The following is a 17,019-nucleotide window of genomic DNA, read 5'->3' on the forward strand; positions in this document are numbered from 1 at the left end:
TCGAGTTTGAGGTCAGCGGCGGTCCCATGTACTGCTGCGGCATCATGTATGACAACGGCGAGGACACCTGTAGGAGTTGCGGCGACCCCCTCTAGTCACGGCTGCTGTACTAGTTGCAGTTTTAGTTGCAGTTCCCCGCCGTACAAAGCCGTTCCAGGAGGACCGCCGAGCGGTGTTGGTCCAGGTGGAACTATTCCGGACGGCCACGAGCCGAGCTGCTAATGCGGTTTGGGTTTACCGCCCATCCGGGGTTCAAATCCCCGAGCCTCCGCAGATCAAAGCCCCTCTCGCTCCTGAAGCGAGGGGGGCTTTGTCGATCTCCAGAGCCGTGAGGGTTGCGATTAGTCGTCGTCTCCCCAGACAGCGGCGCCTATACGCTCGCTCGCGTCCTTCACCTGGAGACCGGCGACGTGGGTGTACCGCTCGGTGGTCGTGACGCGGGCGTGGCCGAGGATCTCTTGCACGACGCGGATGTGTACACCCTGCTCGACGAGGAGCGGGTCGACGGCGACGGGATGATCAGGCAGGCGAAGGCTTGCGCGCCGCGCATGAGAAAGTGATCTCGTGGTCGACCACCCTTCTGGACCCATCAACTACTGGCTCGCGGTGTGGGAGCTGAACAGCTTCTACGCCCGTCAGCCTGAGCAGGGCGAAGGACGGCGAATGTGGGCGGAGACGGCCATGTACGCGCTTGCCAGAGCCGAGAGCGCAGGGTTGGACATCATCACCGCCAACATGAGCCGATTCCACCTGCGTGCATGTCTGATCGACGACCTCGGCCCTACGGGCTCACCGCTCTTGAACCCCGATGCCCTCGCCGTGGACATCCTTGCGGCCCTGCCTCTTCAACGAGAAGACGCCGCGGAGTGGGCCGCCAACTGGCAACAGCGGTCCCACGCGGAAATTCGGGCCCTCCGTCAGTGCAAGAATCTGTTGGCACCGGCCCAGATCATCCGTAACTATCTGTCGACGACGCCGACGGCAAGAGCGCTTGATCAGTGGTTAGCTCTCCGCGAGCAACTTCCCTAGCTGATGGGAGGGGTAGGCGTGTGATCGCCGTCGGGCCATTGCCGTGCCAACATCGGCCGTCGGCTACACGCGGCGGCGGAAGAACGGGTATGCCTCCGGCCGGCCCTTCTGATCGGTCGAGACGCTCCAATGCGTCGGCGTCCAACCGCACGCCTCGATGCCCTCGATCATTTCTGCCCACCCGGACACCGACCCGGACATCCCGTGGTGGGTATGTCCCGCTGGATGGAGCCCGCCGGGAACGTCAAGACGACACCGCTCGCGGAGATCCTCGCAGGGCCGGCCTGGCAGGAACTCCTCACCCGTGTGCCCCGCCGCGCCGACACCACGGCAGGTAAGCCCAACAGCGACGGCAACGACTGCGCGCCGGCGGAGACGATCTGCGAGGGCAACGCGCTCATCCTGCCCGTACGGGGCCGTCAGGTGGTCGGCCTCGCCGGAACCGCCCGGTGAGAGCAGACTGACGTCATGGACTGGCACTCGCACGCGCAGAGGCTCGCCGACCGCGTCACCCATCCGGGGTCGCGGTGGCGGGCAGCAATCGCCGGCACGCCCCGCCACCAGTTCGTGCCCGCCTGGTGGGCCTGGAACGGCGGCCGCTGGGAGGTGCGGCACGGCCCGGCCGACGAGGAGGCATGGCTGAAGGCGGCCTACGCCGACCGCACGCTCGTCACGAGGATCGGCACACTGCACGCCGACCACGCCGGCGTCGGCGACAAGCCGGCCGGACTGCCGACCTCCTCGTCCACCCTGCCGGGTCTCGTGCTCCAGATGTACCGGCACGCCAGGATCGGCGACAAAGACACCGTGCTCGACGTCGGCACCGGCTCCGGGTACGGCACCGCCGTGCTGTGCCGTCTGCTCGGGGATGACCGGGTCACGTCGATCGACGTGGACGCCTACCTGACGGCGGCCGCCGCAGATCGTCTGTCCGAGGCAGGGCACAAACCGCGGGTCGTCACCAGCGATGCCACGGCGCCGCTGCCGGGGGCGTTCGACCGGATCGTGGCCATGGTGTCGGTCCGCCCGATCCCGGCCTCATGGCTGGAAGCTCTCGCCCCAGGAGGACGGCTGGCAACGACCATCACGAACACCAGCCTGATCGTCACCGCCGTCAAGACAGCGGACGGTGGTGCGGTGGGTCAGGTCGAGCGGGACTGGGCGATGTTCATGCGCGCACGCCGCGGGACCGACTATCCGCCGGGCCTGGCCGAGCTGCTGGATGTCGCGCGGACCGCCGACGGCGAGCACGTCGCGATGACCCGCTTCCCCGTCCTCGACATCGAAGAGGACGCCTGGGAGCTCCGCAGCATGTTGGAGGTGGCTGTGCCCGGCATCCAGCACGAATACCATGAGAACACGAACACCCGCACGGCGATCATGGTCCACCCGGACGGGTCATGGGCGCGAGCCGTACAAGCTGAGCACACGCGGCCCGTCGTGCACCAGACCGGGCCATGCCGCCTGTGGGATGAGTTCGATGCCATCCGCGACTACTGGCTGCAGAACGGCAGCCTGCCCTTGTACGGCGCGGCTGTGCGGGTCGACCCGGACGGGGTGATCCACCTCCGGCGCGGGCGGTGGCAGGCCACCATCGGCTGATCGTGTCTCCGGCCGAGCGTACTGCGCCCACACCCGGCCGGTTTCGGGACAAGCCGCAGGGTACCGGGTACGTCAAGCCCCGGGGAAATATGCGGGTCGAGCAAAGGCCAACTGCGGTGGATTACCCAGGTGCCGCGGTTGAAGCTTCTTCTACCAGGTGTCTGCCGCAGTCATATCCTGAGAACGTGGAAGGGCCTCCTACCTGCCCAGGTTCGCGTCCCGGCCGGTAGGAGGCCCGACCATCTCTTATGAGGTGTGGTGAGAATCGACGGCGATCCAGATGATCCAGAAGATCACCCTGGTTGCCGCCAGCACGAGGCGGACCTTCCGTTCCGCCTCCCGCTCCCTCTCACACAGGCAGCGATCTTCCATCGCTGGTTCCTCTCCCCGCCGACCCGTTCGTCCGGCGGTACCGTCCGGACGACCTAGCGGGGTGAATCACCTTGATTGTGAGCACACTGCCGCAAACCATCTTGCAGGTGTGCTACAACGCCCCCTTCGTCTCACGGGTAACAGAAACCCCAGTCGGATGCGGATTCCTTAACCCGGTGCGGACGAACGTGGTGCTTCTCTTCACCTGGAGCGCCCTGTTGTGCACGACAACCGCTACCGTGAGCAAAAAGCCCGAGTTACCGCCGCACCAGCTTGGCCGCCTCGACGGCGTCGGCCTGCTCGCTCGCCTTCCGGTCGTGCTCAGGTATGTCCCGCACGCGCCGCACACGTAGTAGTGCACCTCCTGATCCCATACGACGCGCCGCTCACCGCACTGGCACCGGATCGGCGAGACCGTCGATGCCCGGTCGTCCTTGGCCATGAACCGCAAGCTCCCACTTGTGAATCTTCCGGGGTAGGCCGGCCATGTCCTCGTAGGTGAGGATGTCCTCCAGACTGGCGAGGACGTCGAGGTCGAGGAGCGCACGGCGGGCGTTCGCCGGCAGTTCCGGGCCGCTATGCCCGAGGTTGCCCTCGGAACCACCGCCGCACCGCCACCACGTCGAATCAGTCATCATCTGGATCAGCCAGCAGCACCACCCGATCGGATTCGACATCGAACCCGAGCACCGGATGACCGCGGTCGCCTTCCGGCGTCATCAGCACCGGCTTTCGCAACCGCCGCCCGACCACCCGGAACAGATCACAGAGGATGTCTAGCCGCTCCTGGCTCTGCAACTCTCGCAAGTCCACATCGAAGTCAATGGACTCCGCGCGATACGGACGAAAGATCGCCAGCACCGCCGGTATCGGCCAGACCTTCAACGTGGCCACCGCCTCACCAGCAGCCAGCGCGTCAGCGGCGGAGGGTAGGTCGAGCAGGTCGCCATCCAGGGAGTACTCATGTGCCCAGCCCTGCGACCGGACCAGGTCAAAAAGCGCCTGCCAATCATCAACCCCCGCTCCCTCGACGGTCACATCGGGCAGTGCCCCATTAAGATCCATGTCGAAGAACTGCTTCACGTCGTCCCAGGCCAAATCGGACACGCCTTCCATACTCGCTATTAAAGACGCCTCCGGCGAGGACGCTCCGGCTCCAGGGTGATCAGGCAGGCGGGGTGCTGTACAGGTGCGCAGTATGTGTCTCCCGTGCCACGATGACGCCATGTTCGATGTGATCCACTGGCGTGGCTACTTGCGTGTGAACAAGCACGCCGGAGCCGGACGGGTGATCGCCAGAATGGGCAAGGCTGCGGGAGAGCCCTTCACGCTCCTGTCCTGCGAGAGCTACTGGAAGATGCCGGAACTGGCCGAAGTACGGATGTCTTCCCCGCTCGGCGCGCAGGAACCGCAGGAGGCCGTTTTCCATACCTTGCTCACCGCACAGAGGATCGCCAATCCCTGGTCCGTCACCTGCAACATCGGCGATGATCGCCTTGACCTCGAAGGAATCGCAGCCAAGACGGCCAGTGCTCGCTTCACTGTGCCCGGAGTCGACTGGCTGCTCTTCTCCGTGACCGCCGACGAGCCCGGATCCGGACCCTGCAGACCCGAGCGGGAACAAACCGCATGATCCTCGGGCATCAGCGTGCCATTAATCAGGGCGACGAGGGTCAACCACACTCACTCCTGACCCCGCCCGGAGCCCATGTCAGGAACCCTACGAGGCGTGATCCACGCGATTCCCAAGCTGACAGCCCACCTGTGCATGACGCCGTCCGCTGCGCGATCATAGGACCATGAGGGCACGAGTGAGCTCCTTCCGCTGGCCAGATCTTGAAGACGGACATGGCGTCGCTGACCCGGCCCATGCCTGCGAGCTGTTGGAGATGTACGTCGGCCCGCAGAGTGAGCCGGGGGAGGAGCGGTTCCAGCTCACCGTCTGCACTCCATCCGCCCTCGCCGAGCGGTTGCATCATCATCCCGTCCTCATCGGTCGTCACTGGCTCTTCGTCCCTGAGCTTCGTCCTGCCGAGGTAGGCAGGTGGTTGAGTGATCGGATCGCTGTTCTGGAGGCCGCGACGTGGAGTGAGCTCGCCGCGAAGATCGGCCGGATCGGAGAGTGGGAGTTCGAGGACTGGCTGGGCGGCCCGGAGGAGTAGGCTTGCCAACCTGTCAGCTCGTTCACGCGTCTTCTGTCACGCTGAACCCTCCCAAATCCCGCATCCTCGTGAGGTCTCCGTGACCGAGAACAACCCCTACCCGTCCGTGCCGTACCAGCAGCCGGGGCAGCACCCGCAGCCCTACCAGGCGGGACCGCACCCGCCGCCGTACGGCTACCAACCGATGTACGTGCAGGCTCCGCCGACCTCCGGCTACGCCACGGCCAGCCTGGTGATGGGCATCCTCGGCATCCTCGGCGGCTGGTGCGCGTTCGGCATCCCCTGTTTCCTCGCCGTGATCCTCGGCCACGTCGCCCTGTCCGAGACGAAGAACGGCCGCAAGGGCGGTCACGGGATGGCGATCGCTGGCCTGATTCTCGGCTACATCGTCGCGATCCCCGCGCTCCTGATCGCGATCTTCGCGTTCGGTGGCGCCACCCTCGATTCCACCCCGTGATCGTCTGTCTTTACGGCGTGCCTCAGCCCCCGCTCGGTGGCGGGGCTTATTCGTGATCGAGGGGCTTGTTACGGCCCACTGCCGGTCCGTGACCCTCTCGCATCGGCAGAGTCGAGCACCTGTACGCGCTCACCCGATCGATGGCAAATGGGGACGGCCATCACAAGTATCTGTGTTGCCGACAGTGCTCAATATGCAGCTCCGCCCACGGATGGCGGCGGTCCGGGTATCCCGTCCGCATCCGGCCCAGGCTCCTGGACAACTGGATCAGGGGGTTGGCCCCTGCGACGCTCCTGGAGCGCGCGTTCTTCTCCGCCAGCTCACCGGAAGTGGCCCAGGAACTCTCCGACGCACTCGAGACCCACCGCATCTGGAGCCGACGCTGAACCGTGAACAAGCGCCTCCGGCTCCGGATGCTCAGTCGTACGGCGGAGCATAGCCATCAAGGACGAGGAGGAGTCGCCGCGGGCAACTGATGCAGTGCCTGCATGGCGTTCTTCTCGATGCGTGAAAGATCGTGGAGAATGGCGCGGGCCTGTTCGAGATGCCCCACGTCGCCGCCATCTCCAGCCTTCGTGATCAAGGTGGCCACGTCCGTCCACAGGGTGGCGGCCTCGGCGTACAGCTTGTGACCCGTGCGGAGGTTGTTGTCGTCGACCAGTTGGAGGCACTCGCCGAGGAAATCGCGGTAGAGGGCGCGAAACAGGGCACCGCCGGTGCCGGCTTTCTCCATGAGGAGGGCGGCCTGCGGTAGGTCTTGCTGCGGATTGTCGGCGCGCAGCAGCCATTTCGGCAGCTGTTTGGCGGCTTTCTCGATGCCGCGGTAGCCCAGGTTCGCGATGGGAGCGGTCAGGAAGGCGTCGGCGCAGTGTTTGATGGCGGGGATGATCTGGTCCTGCCAGCAGGGTGAGCGCTCCGGCAGAGTGATGGTGAAGGATCGGTTTCTGGCGGTCATCGGGCCGCGTTCGGTCCGCGCCATGGCCAAGCTGGCCCTGCTGGTGCGCACCGCCCCTCCCTGCTGGTCGGTGTCCACCAGGTAGACGTCGTGCTCGTCGTAGCCGTACATCGCGACGACATGGCCGCCGAAGTGCGTTTTGGACTGGAAGTACTCCAGGTGGTAGGAGTCGAGTTGAAGGCCGACCGGCTGGCCGGCATCTATGGGGGCGGCTACGTTCTCCCATGCCTTTCGCTGTGAGGTGGTCTCCTCGACCAGTAATGTCAGCCCCAGCCTGGCGGCCAGGTTCCTGGTGAGGTCGAAAGGCTTGACGCGGCCTCCGAGAAAGGGGAACGGCATGGCCTTGCTGTCCCAATAGATGAAGGACAGGCCCGAGCCCAGTCCGAACAGCATGGGCTCGGACAGATCAAGCCCCTCATGTCGCAGCAGCACTCCCAGCGCCGTCGTCTCGCAGTGGTGCATGCCGCGAGCCTCGATGTCCTTCACGATGGTCATACGTCGCTCTCCTCAACAACTGGGCGATCAGCGTGCGCGGCACTACCTGCCCCGGCTGCGCCGCCGGAGAGGCACTCCGGCTCCGGAATGTCGCGGAGTCGGTGAGCGCGGGGTCCGGCTACCGTGCACACGCCGGAAATCACCACGGATTGGCACGCGCCCATTCGACCAGGACGACGCCGACCATGGCCAGCGGAACTGTCTGGACGAGTGTGATCACGGGATTGAGAAGGCCATCCCCGATCAGCACGGCTACACAGATCGCGATCAGCTCAAGCGCTGAGCGCTTTCCCGTGCTCTGACCATCTACATCGCGACGATACAGGCAAGACGCCTCCCATTGGAATGACCGGTTTCCTGCTCGTAAGGCTGGGTTGTCAACCGGATGCCCAAGTGCCCCGTCTTCTCCTGTGCCTAATTGTCACGATAGGAGTCGTTTTGAGCATCCGCTCGATTCTCTCGGCCGCCACCCTTGTTGGTGGCTTGATCTCGGTCTGCCAGCCGGTGTACGCCTCCGCCGCCGGACTGCAGCGGGATGCGCTCGTCGTCACTGACATCGTGGATTACGAATGCACCGCGGACGGTGAGGCCGAGAAACAGGAAATCAAGGTCAAGGTCGAACTGACGATGCCGACCGACGCCACGGCGGGCAAGCAGATGACCATCAACTGGCGTGGGACCTACTTCGACGACACGACCGCGTTGAGGGTGCCCGCCGCGGGGCTGGCGGTCGGCACCAAGCTCTACGCGTACGCATCCATCAGCGGGCTCGCCAAGCTGACCTCAGCCACCGGAGTCGGTGAGATCGCGTCGCTTACCCCGGGTGAGAGCATCCCCCTTCCGTTGGCCGAAGTCCCCCTGAAAACCACCTCGGCCAACGCGGGTACCGCGACGGTACGGCCGGCCGCCATCAACTTCGGGACCAGGCCCACCGAGCCGACGATCGAGTGTGAGGTGAAGAACGCCGACGATCTGACGACCTACAACCTCACGATCGGCACGGTGGACGATCGGCCGGCCGATTCCGATACCGCCTCGGACACGTCGAGTCAGGAGCTCCCGAGTCAGGAACCCGCCGACGACACGGCAATCGAAACGACGAGGAACGGCAAGGTGAGCAAGACCCCGTCGGGTGGAGTCGCGACCGGAGGCGGGGGTGAGGTCGGCCCCGACGGGCGGGTGCTCGTACTGACCGGCCTCCTGCTCACCCTCACGGCCGCTGCCGGGCTTCTGCTGTCCCGTCGCCGCCTCAGCGAGGGATGATCAGCGGGACGACCGGTTTCCGGTACGGATGAGTCCCGGTCTCGTACGCGATGACGACCGCCTGAGCGCGGTCGCGTAGGCCGAGTTTGGCGAAGATGCGGGCGACATGGGTCTTCACGGTGGCTTCGCTCGGCGTCAGTGTCTCGGCCAGTTCGGCGGCCTGAATCCGCCGCGCGGCACCGGCGGATGGCCGTACGAGCCGTGCCAGGCCGTATGAGCCGTATGAGCCGTGCGGCCTGGCACGGTCGGTCAACGAGAGCTGCGGGCTATGGATTGGACGGACCCGGGCGAGAGTGACATTTGGTGGGGTATGGGGCTTATGTCAGTGAATGACCGGACCGGCTGGGGTGCCGGTTTGCCGATGCCCCGGCCGTCCGGCGAGAGATTCCGGGGGGTCTCATGGTGAGACGGCTCATCATCCTGCCGGCCATCGCGGCCGCGACGTTCTCGACGGCGGCGGCCGGGTTCGCCGCTGCGCCGCCCAACGTCAACGAGCAGGACCGGGGGTTCCTGACCGCGCTGCACGAGGGAAACCTGGCCGAGATCCAGGCTGGGAAGGCCGCCAAGCGGCAGGCCAGCCACGAGGAGGTCCGGGAGATAGGGAAGATGCTGGTCTACGACCACAAGAAGCTGGACAAGGAGGTCACACAGGTCGCCGGAGACTTAGGCGTCGACCTGCCGAGCAGCCCCAGCGCGAAGCAGCAGGCGGAGCTCGAACAGATCACCGCCAAGAGCGGGACCGAGTTCGATCGGGCCTGGCTGGAGGCGGAGGTCGCCGAGCATCGAGCGGACCTGGCCGCCGGGGCGAAGCAGCTGTCGGAGGGCTCCTCGGCAGAGGTGAAGCAGCTCGCCCGGGACGCCGAACCGGTCGTTCAGGAACACCTGGACGAGCTCGAGGAGGTCCAGGACGAAGGGAAGACCCAGGGCGGAGGGGACACGACCTAGAGCGAGTGACCCGCCGGGCCGAGAATGTCCTCCGCCCGGCGGGCTTCGAAATCTACCGGAATGCGGGACAGTGCTCCGGCTTTCAGCTTCAGGCCGGGGAGGAGTTCAGGTGACCAGCCGCACCAGCAGCCAGACCAACCAGATGATGACCGCCCAGCAGACGAGCCCGGCGATCATCATCGCGACGAGACCGCGGAGCCGATAACGCTTACCGCGCGGTCCTGGTTGTTGCTTCACTCACGTGTCCTCCCGGTAGCGCGGCCGCCATCGCCCGCGTCCGGAGCGTCATCGTAACCCCGCCGTTCCGCCATCGCCCGGCCTCTCGGCCGTTCCTTGTGACTTCCGTTGACGAAGGTCGTACGGCCGATGCCGGCTGGCGGGGGGTCAGCGGGTCCGGGGATCGCCGGGGCCGACATCGGGCGGGAACTCCCGCGCCATGATCGCCGCCTGTACGCGGCTGCGCAGGTCGAGCTTGGCGAGCAGGCGGCTGACGTGCGTCTTCGCCGTGCCCTCCGCCATGCCCAGCTCCCGGGCGATCTCCGCGTTGGACAGCCCCCGACCGATGTGGAAGAGCACCTCGCGCTCACGCGCGGTCAGGTTCTCGTACGGCTCCCGCCCGGCCGTGGAAGCCCCGGCCGAAGCGGGCATGGCGGCGAACGCCTCGATCATCCTCCGGGTGACCGAGGGAGAGATCAGGCCGTCGCCGCGCGCCACGACGCGGACGGCCTCGATGAGCGCGTCGGCGTCGGTGTTCTTGAGCAGGAACCCGGCCGCCCCGGCGCGGAGCGCACCGAAGACGTATTCGTCCAGGTCGAAGGTGGTGAGGATCACCACGTCCGCCACGCCGCGCAGCCTCCTGGCGGCGGTGATGCCGTCGAGTCTCGGCATCCGGATGTCCATCAGCACGATGTCGGGACGGAGCCGCTCGGCCAACTCGACCGCCTCCAGCCCGTCGGCGGCCTCAGCGACGACCTCGATGTCCGGTGTGCCGTCCAGGATCAGCACGACTCCGGCGCGCACCGCCGCGTGATCGTCGGCCACCAGTACGCGGATCATGCCGGTGATCCTGTCGGAAGCTCGGCCCGCATCCGCCACCGGGTCCCCCGCGACGGCCCGGCCTCAAGAGGTACGGCCGCGAGCTGCCCGGTGTCGTACGGCGGCATGGCCTCGAGCGGGCCGGCGTCGAACGAGCCGCCGACCAGCGCGGTGCGTTCCCGCATCCCGACGAGGCCGGCGCCCGCGCCCGGCAGGGTCGACGGGCTGTCGCGGTCCACCGGATTCTCCACGATCAGCACCACACGATCAGGGGCGTACTCGATCACCACCTCCGCGTCGGCCCCGCCGTGCTTGAGCACGTTGGTGAGGGCCTCCTGCAGGATCCGATAGGCGGCCAGATCGACGGCGGGCGGCAGGGGACGCGACGTGCCGCGAACCGTGAGCCGCGCCCTGACCCCCGTCCGGTCGATGAGGTCGGCGGCGTCCGCCAGCCGCCGCCGGATCGGCTCGGCCTCCTCGCCCTCGCCGTCGTGGCGCAGCAGTCCGATCATCGTGCGCATCTCCGCCATTCCCTGAACGCTGTTCTCCCTGATCGACTTCATGACTTTCCGTACGGCTGCCGCATCCAGGTCCTGGCGTACCAGCAGCGCGGACGACTGGATGGCGATCGCACTGAAGTGATTGGAGACCAGATCGTGCAGCTCACGGGCCATGCGGGTGCGTTCGCCGGCGATCGCGGCCTGCCGGTCGAGCTCGGCGAGCCGGGCCACCTGCTCGGCGCGCTCCCGCTCTGCCACGGCCTGGTCGCGATGCTGTCTGATGACGTTCGCCGTGCTGACGGGGACGACCCCGATCAGCGCCGCCTGCACCGGAAACAACGCGAGCGTCCGCCAGTCCCCCGTGACGAACCAGGCGGCCGCACCGGTGAGCACGGCACCCGCCGAGGTGATCCAGAGCAGCGTACGGCCCAGCGGGCGCGGGCCGTACAGCGCGGCGGCGTAGAGATTGTCGGTGAAGACCAGGATCGTCCCGAGCGAGGGCCCGAGCACGACGTCGGCGGCCATGCCCGTGACTCCCAGCGCGAGCGTGACCACCGGCGCGCGTCGCCGTACGACCACGGCGGCACAGGTGAGGGCGAGCGGCAGGGCCAGGAGGGGAAGCGGACGGCCGCGATCGAGCAGGGCGCCGCCGGCCAGCAGGACCAGGCCCATGACGAAGGCCGCCGCGGCCAGCAGCGCGTCCTGCCGGGCAGGGGACCAGCTGAGAGGGGACCAAGAAGTCATCGATGACGATTCCACCATCAACGCGGGTGTGGTACGTCGTTCCGAGGGTGGGGCGGGTGCGTACATCGAAATGTGTACCCGGGATCGTCGCCGACGACGATGCGTGAGGCGGCGGCGAGCGAGAGTGTTGAAGCCGGAGGTGCGTCGTCGTTGCTCGTCTTCATCATCGCCTGTGAGATCGGCTTCTGGGTGCTGCTCGCGCTCGGCCTGGTGCTGCGCTATCTGGTGCGGGCCCGCCGGGCGAGCGACGTCGCGCTGCTGAGCGTTCCGCTCGTGGACGTGGTCCTGCTCGTCGCGACCGTGATCGACCTGCGGTCGTCGGAGACCGTCGCCACCTGGCAGCACGGTCTGGCGGCCGCGTACCTCGGGTACACGGTGGTCTTCGGTCACCGTACGATCCGCTGGGCTGACGCGTGGGTCGGCCACCGGTTCGGCGGCGGGCCACCCCCGCGCAGGCCACCGGCGGGCGGCATGGCCCGTACGCGGTATGAGTGGGCGTTCTGGTTCCGGATCGTGATCGCGTACGGTGTGACCTGCGCTCTGCTGTTCGCCGGGGTCTGGATGGTGGGGGATCCGGCCAGGACGACCGCGTTGTCCGACTTCATGGCCGGCCTCGCCAAGGTGCCGTTGATCGCGCTGATCTGGCCGGTCAGCTACACGATCTGGCCCAAGAAGGTGGCAAGCGGATCATGAACTCTTGGGGAGGAGGCGGGCGAACTATTGGCGCGAGCCGGGGCGTGAGGTCTGGTAGAGTTACCTCCGTTGCCGAAGCCGCAGGTGAGCGGTGGCGACGACCAAGCGGCCGTAGCTCAATGGATAGAGCATCTGACTACGGATCAGAAGGTTAGGGGTTCGAGTCCTCTCGGCCGCGCACATCACACAAGGCCCGTGACCAGGGAAAACCTGGCAACGGGCCTCGTCGTTTTCTAGATCAACCGCGTTGTTTGCTAACACCCTTGCCAACAGGACACCGATGAGACGCCTGGGCGCCGAGCGCTACGCCAAGAGCAGGGTTCGTAGGGGGCCGAGGAGCCCTGATCGCCTCGCACGCCATCGACCCAGGCAAGCCCAGCAGACCAGCTCCCACGGCTCAAGCCCGGCCGTGCCGGTAGGCCAACCAGCGCGCGAGGAAGGTCACCGGGAATCTGGAACACGCGAGGCCGGGCTTGCCCCTCCATCGCCGGCCCGCTACCGCTCCGCGGTGGGTCGACGGCGAACGAGATGATCAGGGCGCGGGGCGTATGTGTGGCACTAACCTTGTGCCCGTGGGCAGGAAGCGATACGTCGCAAGAGGTGTACCCGGCGGCTACCGGATCTGGGATAACAAGACCCGCCGCTGGTGGGGTGACCTGTACGAACTCTGCCCCGACAAACTCCTCAACGAATTGAACGGCGAGAAAAACAGCGAGAAGATCACCACGCTACTGCGGCAGTACCGCGCCCAGAAGCGATAGCTGGAGCGGAAACCGAGCGCTATCTGTGTGGCAGCGCCGCCGAGCGGGGGAAACGGACCTTGAAGGCCGAGTCGAGGGCGCTTTCAGGGCACACGGGCTCGAGAAACAGCGCGAAACGCTGAAAGCCAGTGAAAGGCCAAAAGCGCAGGCACAGGGTCGAGTGGATATAGCCGCTGATTAGGCCCTTCTTTAAGGGGTCGCGCTCGTCCCTGTCTCTGCTCAACCGGCCGCGCCATCCTCGTAGTGCTCGTGCTCCTGGTATGCGGTGGTGAATCGGCTAATGAAGTCAGCCGTCGAGTGTTCCGGCCTGCTCGGATGGAAGTGCCCGTTGGTAACAGCCCACTCGTAGACGGGATCGTCGACCCGGTACTCGGTGAGCATCCCGGTCAGTCCTCGCGCACTGATCCACTCCTCGGCCAGGCCCTTGGTGCTGAAGATTGCCGAAGGCCAGCGTCCACCCTCACCCACGAACGCCCAGACCGTCTGCCGTCCATCTCCTCCGGGCCTCTCTTCGAGATCACGAGGTAGCGGCAGATCCAGTCTCCCGAGGAAGGCGGCGGTTTTCACCTCCACGAAGATCTCTGCATCATCGGGGTCGTCAACGTCTTCATCCTCGTCCGCGTCGATCTCCGCTGGGTCAATGTCCTCGGCGAGGTAGGCCGCCAGTTTGAGCTTCTTCGCCTCGATCTCGGCGTCGCTGGAAATGCCATGTGCCTGTCCCCACCAGTTGGCCAGTCCTGCCGCTTCAAGTGCCGGGTCGGTCGGCGCTGAGGCTTCCGGATCCTCAAAGTAGGTACGCGGGGTAACGCCCAGGTAAGCGACGCCAGAACCCGGCCCTGTCGGCCGATAGACCACGGTCGTGATGTCGCTGTCATGAATACTCACCATGAGCCAGGGCTCGGCGAGGTCCGGATGTTGATCGGCCTCATGCTCCAGCCAGCGGCTTCCGTCATACCGATAGGTGCCGAAGAACCCCATTAGATCGTCTCCCTCCAACTGGACGGCGCACACACGGCGAAACCGAGATCATCATCTCGCGGCCCTTCTACAACACTGCTGTCCGTCCTCGCTGGGCTGCCACTCAACATCAGCACGCTCACCCGGCTGCGAGACAGGCTCGACCCCGAGGCGGCCGAACGGCTGGAGATCCATGTCTACGACGAGACGATCCGCTTCAACATCTTGATCGTGGACGGCTCAACTTGCGTGGTACAGCCGTACCTACCGGCCGCCCGCGGAGTCGACTCGCCTACGCTCGTCATCGCCGACAACACCGCCGCTGACGGGTTGTTTCCCGTCTTCGATCAGGTTTTCACCTCTATATGGGAGCGGAGCACACCCGTATGACCCTTGACGCCCGCGCGCTACTGCCCATAGCTGAGCAGGCCGTCACCATCGCCAGCCGAATCGTCCGAACCAAGCTTCCCGGAGTGGTCACAGCCAAGGGCGACCGCGACATGGTCACCGAAGTGGACTACGCCGTCGAGCACGCCCTACGCGACTTCCTGTCACGAGAAACCCCGGAGATTGGATTCCTCGGTGAAGAGGAAGGCATCACCAGCGCCGGCGATGGCCTGATGTGGGCACTCGACCCGCTCGACGGAACCGCCAACTTCACCCACGGCATTCCACTGTGCGGCACCTCCCTTGGCCTGATCGACCACGAGCGCTCCATCCTCGGCGTGATCGACCTCCCGTTTCTCGCTACCCGGTACGCCGCAGCCGACACGGCCGGAGCCACGGCCAACGGCCGCCCGATCAGCGCCAGCAACACCGATGCCCTACAGGCCGCCATCGCCTCCATCGGCGACTACGCCGTAGGCAAGGGGGCCGAGGCCAAGAACCGCATCCGTCTACCGCTGAACTACCAACTTGCGACACGGGTGCAGCGCGTCCGCATGTTCGGATCAGCCGCCGTGGACCTGGCATGGGTCGCCGAGGGCAAGACCGACGCCTGCATCATGCTGTCCAACAACCCCTGGGACACAGCCGCAGGCGTACTCATCGCCCGCGAAGCCGGAGCCACCGTCATCGACATCGACGGCAGCCCTCACACCACCAACGCCCGAGCCACCATCGCCGCAGCCCCAAAGATCCTGGCTGACCTCGTTGAGCTGGTCGCGGGGGCCGAGAAGAACGCGGAGCGTACGGCGTAGCCTGCCAGCGCTGTGGGTCGCTGCCGCACAAGCTGTATGAGTCAATAAGACATATAAACGTACTTAATGGATGATTCGGTACATAAGCGGCACTTTCGTGTAGCGGTATGCCGTGTACGATCTGGAACGATATAAGACCCTAGTGAGCAGGAGCCTGGTATGCCCTAGCCACTGCTTCTGCTCCATGTCGGGGCGGTCCGAATTCAGAGAACGTAGGGAGAACCAGTGGCTCGGCGACGTTCCCTCGCGACGACGATTGCACAGATGCAGCGGGAGGCAGCTCGCGCTCAGGCTCAGCAGATCAGAGCTCAGCAGGCAGCCGTGCGCAACGCCGAACGAGCCAGAGCCGCCTACGCTCGTGCTCAAGCTGCGGAGGAGAAGGAACGCAAGCGGCTCTACCAGGAGTCTCGCGCTGCGGATGTCGCAGCAATGAACGAGGGCTTGGAACTCCGTATGCAGGCGCTCGCCACGATTTTGCAGGCCACCTTGCAGGTTGATGACCACATCGACTTCGAGTCGCTCAAGAGACCTGCCACGATCCCCGCCTGGCAGCACAAACACCTGGAAGTACCCGTTCCGGCACCGCAGTGGGAGCAGTTCGCGCCAGCTGAGCCGACGGGTATGGGAAAGCTATTCGGAAAGTCCAAGTACCAGCAGGCGTTAGCCGCTGCGCAGGGGCAGTTCCAGCAGGCCATGGCACAGCATCAAACACAGGAACGCTCCCGAACTCAGGCGTTGGCGGAAGCGAGGGCTGCTTACGAGGGCATGGTGAACGCCAGGAAGGCCGAAGCCGCTCGACAGCACGCCGAGATCGATGCCTTCCGCAACGAATACGAGTCAGGCGATCCGGATGCAGTCGTCTCTTACTACGACATGGTCTTACAGCGTTCGAGCTATCCCGAAGGCTTCCCCCAGCACTTCAAGATTGCCTTCGTTCCGGAGTCGCGCCAACTAGTCGTCGAGTATGAGTTACCGACTGTGGACATCGTGCCTGTAGCCAAGCAGCACCGGTATGTGAAAAGTTCTGACTCCATCAACGAATCGGCCCGCCCGGCTACACAGATCAAGAGCGCTTATGCAGCCGCAATCGCCCAGGTCGCCCTCAGGACAGTCCATGAATTATTCGAAGCTGATCGCGGACGGCACCTGGACGTAGTTGTATTCAACGGCGTCGTCGACACGATCGATCCAGCGTCGGGACAGAAAACTCGTCCGTGCCTGATTACGCTACGCACCACCCGTGACACTTTCGGAGCGCTCGACCTTGCGCATGTCGATCCACTGAAGTGCCTTCAGCATCTGTCCGCGGGAGTCTCCAAGAGCCCCGTAGAGCTTACGCCGGTCCGCCCCGTGCTCGAGTTCAACATGGTGGATGCCCGCTTCGTAGAGGAGTCTGACGCTCTATCGATTATTGACAGTCGGCCCAATCTCATGGATCTTTCGCCTGGAGAGTTCGAAGCACTGATCCAAAACCTCTTCACAAAGATGGGCCTTGAAGCGCGACAGACGCGAGCTTCACGAGATGGCGGCGTTGACTGCATTGCCTACGACCCTCGCCCCATCTTCGGAGGAAAAGTAGTAATTCAAGCGAAGCGCTATAAGAACACCGTAGGTGTATCAGCGGTCCGCGACCTGTACGGTACGTTACAGAACGAGGGTGCAAGCAAGGGCATTCTTGTGACGACGGCCGGATACGGTCAAGCGTCATTCGAATTTGCTAAAAATAAGCCGATTGAGCTGATCGACGGAGCCAACCTTTTGTACCTGCTTGAGGAACACGCTGGCGTGCAGGCGAAGATAGTGCCCCCGGATGAGTGGCGTGACCCCGCATAATCTCAATCGTCCCTGCA

The 17,019-nt window shown here is 65.3% G+C and carries 23 protein-coding genes and 1 tRNA gene; 15 read left to right on the top strand and 9 right to left on the bottom strand.

The features are described from left to right. Positions 1–341 precede the first annotated feature (341 nt). Complete coding sequence (locus tag Mth01_RS30490) at positions 342–464, bottom strand: hypothetical protein (RefSeq protein ID WP_204018413.1); 123 nt, start codon at positions 462–464, stop codon at positions 342–344. Here Mth01_RS30490 and Mth01_RS25105 point away from each other — a divergent pair. From Mth01_RS25105 to Mth01_RS25120, 4 genes are all read left to right on the top strand, one after another. Beyond that, positions 411–560: a hypothetical protein gene (locus Mth01_RS25105; RefSeq protein ID WP_204018452.1), complete on the top strand. Its 150-nt coding sequence runs from the start codon at positions 411–413 to the stop codon at positions 558–560. The genes Mth01_RS30490 and Mth01_RS25105 overlap by 54 nt on opposite strands. Positions 561–564: 4 nt before the next feature. Then, on the top strand, positions 565–1,029 hold the full coding sequence (locus Mth01_RS25110) for a hypothetical protein (RefSeq protein WP_204018414.1): 465 nt from the start codon (positions 565–567) through the stop codon (positions 1,027–1,029). A gap of 213 nt (positions 1,030–1,242) precedes the next feature. Next, positions 1,243–1,482: a hypothetical protein gene (locus tag Mth01_RS25115; protein ID WP_204018415.1), complete on the top strand. Its 240-nt coding sequence runs from the start codon at positions 1,243–1,245 to the stop codon at positions 1,480–1,482. Between the two features lie 15 nt (positions 1,483–1,497). Next, positions 1,498–2,631, top strand: a complete 1,134-nt coding sequence (locus Mth01_RS25120) for a methyltransferase domain-containing protein (protein WP_204018416.1) — start codon at positions 1,498–1,500, stop codon at positions 2,629–2,631. Positions 2,632–3,389: 758 nt separating this feature from the next. On the opposite strand, the gene Mth01_RS25125 is transcribed toward Mth01_RS25120, so the two are convergent. Further along, positions 3,390–3,638, bottom strand: a complete 249-nt coding sequence (locus Mth01_RS25125) for a hypothetical protein (protein WP_204018417.1) — start codon at positions 3,636–3,638, stop codon at positions 3,390–3,392. Further along, positions 3,631–4,110, bottom strand: a complete 480-nt coding sequence (locus Mth01_RS25130) for a hypothetical protein (RefSeq protein WP_204018418.1) — start codon at positions 4,108–4,110, stop codon at positions 3,631–3,633. Before Mth01_RS25130 ends, Mth01_RS25125 begins: the two co-directional genes overlap by 8 nt. Positions 4,111–4,228: 118 nt before the next feature. Here Mth01_RS25130 and Mth01_RS25135 point away from each other — a divergent pair, with 118 nt between their 5' ends. The 3 genes from Mth01_RS25135 to Mth01_RS25145 all read left to right on the top strand — a co-directional run bounded on the left by Mth01_RS25135 (position 4,229) and on the right by Mth01_RS25145 (position 5,622). Next, the gene (locus tag Mth01_RS25135) at positions 4,229–4,636 is read left to right on the top strand and encodes a hypothetical protein (RefSeq protein WP_204018419.1); all 408 of its coding nucleotides are present in this window, start codon (positions 4,229–4,231) and stop codon (positions 4,634–4,636) included. Positions 4,637–4,802: 166 nt separating this feature from the next. Further along, positions 4,803–5,165: an Imm8 family immunity protein gene (locus Mth01_RS25140; RefSeq protein WP_239089986.1), complete on the top strand. Its 363-nt coding sequence runs from the start codon at positions 4,803–4,805 to the stop codon at positions 5,163–5,165. 79 nt (positions 5,166–5,244) lie between these two features. Next, positions 5,245–5,622, top strand: coding sequence for a DUF4190 domain-containing protein (locus tag Mth01_RS25145; protein WP_204018420.1), 378 nt, complete (start codon positions 5,245–5,247; stop codon positions 5,620–5,622). A 442-nt stretch (positions 5,623–6,064) separates the two neighbouring features. Here Mth01_RS25145 and Mth01_RS25150 read toward each other — a convergent pair whose 3' ends face one another. Further along, positions 6,065–7,072 (bottom strand): BtrH N-terminal domain-containing protein, encoded by a 1,008-nt coding sequence (locus Mth01_RS25150; protein ID WP_204018421.1) that lies wholly within the window; start codon positions 7,070–7,072, stop codon positions 6,065–6,067. 345 nt (positions 7,073–7,417) lie between these two features. On the opposite strand from Mth01_RS25150, the gene Mth01_RS25155 reads away from it, so the two are divergent. Beyond that, positions 7,418–8,335, top strand: coding sequence for a hypothetical protein (locus Mth01_RS25155; protein ID WP_204018422.1), 918 nt, complete (start codon positions 7,418–7,420; stop codon positions 8,333–8,335). Here Mth01_RS25155 and Mth01_RS25160 read toward each other — a convergent pair. Then, entirely contained in the window at positions 8,322–8,588 is a 267-nt protein-coding gene (locus Mth01_RS25160) for a response regulator transcription factor (RefSeq protein ID WP_456154383.1), read from the bottom strand. The two genes, Mth01_RS25155 and Mth01_RS25160, sit on opposite strands and share 14 nt — an antisense overlap. Positions 8,589–8,737: 149 nt before the next feature. Here Mth01_RS25160 and Mth01_RS25165 point away from each other — a divergent pair, with 149 nt between their 5' ends. Next, a complete protein-coding gene (locus tag Mth01_RS25165) occupies positions 8,738–9,280 on the top strand; it encodes a DUF4142 domain-containing protein (protein ID WP_204018423.1) in 543 nt (180 codons plus the stop codon). Between the two features lie 105 nt (positions 9,281–9,385). Here Mth01_RS25165 and Mth01_RS30215 read toward each other — a convergent pair whose 3' ends face one another. The 3 genes from Mth01_RS30215 to Mth01_RS25175 all read right to left on the bottom strand — a co-directional run bounded on the left by Mth01_RS30215 (position 9,386) and on the right by Mth01_RS25175 (position 11,559). After that, positions 9,386–9,517 (bottom strand): hypothetical protein, encoded by a 132-nt coding sequence (locus Mth01_RS30215; protein WP_275409026.1) that lies wholly within the window; start codon positions 9,515–9,517, stop codon positions 9,386–9,388. A 147-nt stretch (positions 9,518–9,664) separates the two neighbouring features. After that, positions 9,665–10,336: a response regulator gene (locus Mth01_RS25170; protein WP_204018424.1), complete on the bottom strand. Its 672-nt coding sequence runs from the start codon at positions 10,334–10,336 to the stop codon at positions 9,665–9,667. Further along, a complete protein-coding gene (locus tag Mth01_RS25175) occupies positions 10,333–11,559 on the bottom strand; it encodes a sensor histidine kinase (protein ID WP_239089987.1) in 1,227 nt (408 codons plus the stop codon). Before Mth01_RS25175 ends, Mth01_RS25170 begins: the two co-directional genes overlap by 4 nt. A gap of 150 nt (positions 11,560–11,709) precedes the next feature. Between Mth01_RS25175 and Mth01_RS25180 the strand changes: the two genes are divergently transcribed. The 3 genes from Mth01_RS25180 to Mth01_RS25190 all read left to right on the top strand — a co-directional run bounded on the left by Mth01_RS25180 (position 11,710) and on the right by Mth01_RS25190 (position 13,013). Continuing rightward, positions 11,710–12,252: a hypothetical protein gene (locus Mth01_RS25180; protein WP_239089988.1), complete on the top strand. Its 543-nt coding sequence runs from the start codon at positions 11,710–11,712 to the stop codon at positions 12,250–12,252. Between the two features lie 105 nt (positions 12,253–12,357). Beyond that, positions 12,358–12,430, top strand: a tRNA-Arg gene (locus Mth01_RS25185). A 394-nt stretch (positions 12,431–12,824) separates the two neighbouring features. Further along, positions 12,825–13,013, top strand: coding sequence for a hypothetical protein (locus tag Mth01_RS25190; RefSeq protein ID WP_204018426.1), 189 nt, complete (start codon positions 12,825–12,827; stop codon positions 13,011–13,013). 219 nt (positions 13,014–13,232) lie between these two features. On the opposite strand, the gene Mth01_RS25195 is transcribed toward Mth01_RS25190, so the two are convergent. Beyond that, a complete protein-coding gene (locus tag Mth01_RS25195) occupies positions 13,233–13,991 on the bottom strand; it encodes a DUF7710 domain-containing protein (RefSeq protein WP_204018427.1) in 759 nt (252 codons plus the stop codon). A gap of 126 nt (positions 13,992–14,117) precedes the next feature. Here Mth01_RS25195 and Mth01_RS25200 point away from each other — a divergent pair, with 126 nt between their 5' ends. The 3 genes from Mth01_RS25200 (at position 14,118) to Mth01_RS25210 (ending at position 17,002) form a co-directional block, all read left to right on the top strand. Next, positions 14,118–14,360, top strand: a complete 243-nt coding sequence (locus Mth01_RS25200) for a DUF5919 domain-containing protein (protein ID WP_308440843.1) — start codon at positions 14,118–14,120, stop codon at positions 14,358–14,360. Beyond that, complete coding sequence (locus tag Mth01_RS25205) at positions 14,357–15,169, top strand: inositol monophosphatase family protein (protein ID WP_204018429.1); 813 nt, start codon at positions 14,357–14,359, stop codon at positions 15,167–15,169. The genes Mth01_RS25200 and Mth01_RS25205 overlap by 4 nt, the downstream gene beginning before the upstream one ends. A gap of 264 nt (positions 15,170–15,433) precedes the next feature. Further along, positions 15,434–17,002, top strand: coding sequence for a restriction endonuclease (locus Mth01_RS25210; RefSeq protein ID WP_204018430.1), 1,569 nt, complete (start codon positions 15,434–15,436; stop codon positions 17,000–17,002). Positions 17,003–17,019: the final 17 nt, after the last annotated feature.

Origin of the sequence: Sphaerimonospora thailandensis (assembly GCF_016863115.1) — a bacterium.
GTDB lineage: Bacteria > Actinomycetota > Actinomycetes > Streptosporangiales > Streptosporangiaceae > Sphaerimonospora > Sphaerimonospora cavernae.

Coding starts and splice junctions, on each gene's coding strand:
- Mth01_RS25115 (WP_204018415.1), top strand. CDS start 1,243: ATGTCCCGCTGGATGGAGCCCGCCGGGAACGTCAAGACGACACCGCTC.
- Mth01_RS25120 (WP_204018416.1), top strand. CDS start 1,498: ATGGACTGGCACTCGCACGCGCAGAGGCTCGCCGACCGCGTCACCCAT.
- Mth01_RS25125 (WP_204018417.1), bottom strand. CDS start 3,638: ATGACTGATTCGACGTGGTGGCGGTGCGGCGGTGGTTCCGAGGGCAAC.
- Mth01_RS25135 (WP_204018419.1), top strand. CDS start 4,229: ATGTTCGATGTGATCCACTGGCGTGGCTACTTGCGTGTGAACAAGCAC.
- Mth01_RS25140 (WP_239089986.1), top strand. CDS start 4,803: ATGAGGGCACGAGTGAGCTCCTTCCGCTGGCCAGATCTTGAAGACGGA.
- Mth01_RS25150 (WP_204018421.1), bottom strand. CDS start 7,072: ATGACCATCGTGAAGGACATCGAGGCTCGCGGCATGCACCACTGCGAG.
- Mth01_RS25155 (WP_204018422.1), top strand. CDS start 7,418: ATGACCGGTTTCCTGCTCGTAAGGCTGGGTTGTCAACCGGATGCCCAA.
- Mth01_RS25170 (WP_204018424.1), bottom strand. CDS start 10,336: ATGATCCGCGTACTGGTGGCCGACGATCACGCGGCGGTGCGCGCCGGA.
- Mth01_RS25175 (WP_239089987.1), bottom strand. CDS start 11,559: ATGACTTCTTGGTCCCCTCTCAGCTGGTCCCCTGCCCGGCAGGACGCG.
- Mth01_RS25195 (WP_204018427.1), bottom strand. CDS start 13,991: ATGGGGTTCTTCGGCACCTATCGGTATGACGGAAGCCGCTGGCTGGAG.
- Mth01_RS25205 (WP_204018429.1), top strand. CDS start 14,357: ATGACCCTTGACGCCCGCGCGCTACTGCCCATAGCTGAGCAGGCCGTC.
- Mth01_RS25210 (WP_204018430.1), top strand. CDS start 15,434: ATGCAGCGGGAGGCAGCTCGCGCTCAGGCTCAGCAGATCAGAGCTCAG.